Consider the following 1,457-nt stretch of genomic DNA (forward strand, 5'->3'; position numbering starts at 1 on the left):
TATGTCTAACTGATTTAATATAATTATTCATAATAAAGGTTGAATTATCGCATAATAACGGAAACCAATCTTCATATCTATTTTCAATAGCATAATCTATTAAATCTTGCAGTTCATCAATTTCATTTTCTCTAACATAATCAATCATTTCTCTAATTAATTGGTATCTCTCTCCAGACGTAACAGAAAGATACGTCAGAGGGTCTGCTCCTGCATGTCCTATAATCCCACTCTTTTCATACTGAAACTTCTCAGGATTATCCATATGAGCAAAATAACGCACCATACCTTTAATATTTGTACATTTTTGTGGATTTGGTGAGTTTAATTGACCTGTAATCTCTAATATTTGTGTATAACTCTTTTTACTACTGAACATCAATAATACATGCCAATGTGCCTTTTTTATCTCTCCATCACTATTTACATCCTTATCATGCAAAGGACTTTCTATCCATGGTACATGATAACTATCTAAAATCTCCCTCCAGTTAGAAGGTGCAGACTCTGGATATACAAAAAATGTCCAATTTCGCGTTCTTGTGTCTTTCTTTTTAGCCATGATATAATTACCTCACTTAGTTAATTCTCTTAATTAAAATTCGTCGCCATGCCAGTGGCGACTTTTTTTATGCCTTTTTTTGTTCATTGATCCAAAGTGTAATCAAAGATGATTTACTTAAACCAGTTTCTTTTGACAAACGTTCCAACTTTTCAAAAACATCATTATTCAGAGTTATCATCACTCTCTTTTTTTCATCTTTTGCAGACATCAAATTTCACTCCATATCCTTTTTTCTATAAATTTTACGATAACATAAATCTTACAGTTTAGATAGATATATATATAAATAAGTAAGAAAAAACGAAAAAAAGGGGCTCAATCCCTTGCCACGCCCGATTTTACCCCATTTTTCGCTCTGTATCCCTTGCGAGAGTAAGCGTCAAACCACTTTGACCCGTGACCAGTGACCAACCTAGGGGGGGTGTCGTAGTACCCCCCTAGGCAGTCCCAAAATTTGAAAATCCAAATAAAAAACCAAAACCTAGCAATCAATAAAAAGATTGCTAAAATTCTAAAACCAATTCCCACCTTAATTTCGCTTTATTCCAATTTCCATTTTGAGCAGAAACTTTACTCATATGATTTGGATTGGTTGTTAAGTTGGAATTAATCCAACTTAAAACCTGCACCAATCGCCACTAAAGTGGCTATCATATTCGCCTTTCTTTCTCAAAATGTTTTCTCGGCATAAACGCTCTATTTAGGTTTGGCAAGCATTGGCTTTGCTAGCCACTTCATTCACTTACGTTCATTCAGTGCTGCAAACCCGCTTGTTGGGGGTAAACCCCCAAGCCCCTTTTTGCATAAGCAAAAAAGCTAGCCATATGGCTAGCTAAATTCGCTTATTATTTTTCACTCTATGTCTAACTGATTTAATATAATTATTCATAAT

Annotated in this window: 2 protein-coding genes; both read right to left on the reverse strand. The window is 34.3% G+C overall.

Annotated elements, in window-relative coordinates; all coding sequences use genetic code 11:
• Positions 1 to 562, reverse strand: a 562-nt coding sequence (locus HMPREF3265_RS01965; RefSeq protein WP_070860931.1) for a replication protein, incomplete at its 3' end; no start/stop codon positions are given.
• Between the two features lie 67 nt (positions 563 to 629).
• On the reverse strand, positions 630 to 773 hold the full coding sequence (locus HMPREF3265_RS01970; RefSeq protein ID WP_053023426.1) for a ribbon-helix-helix domain-containing protein: 144 nt from the start codon (positions 771 to 773) through the stop codon (positions 630 to 632).
• Positions 774 to 1,457: the final 684 nt, after the last annotated feature.

The sequence above is a fragment of the Staphylococcus sp. HMSC62B09 genome (assembly GCF_001839115.1).
Taxonomy (GTDB): domain Bacteria; phylum Bacillota; class Bacilli; order Staphylococcales; family Staphylococcaceae; genus Staphylococcus; species Staphylococcus haemolyticus.

What these genes read in the sequence shown, in the direction of transcription:
- HMPREF3265_RS01970 (WP_053023426.1), bottom strand. Translation starts at nt 773, where the DNA reads ATGTCTGCAAAAGATGAAAAAAAGAGAGTGATGATAACTCTGAATAAT.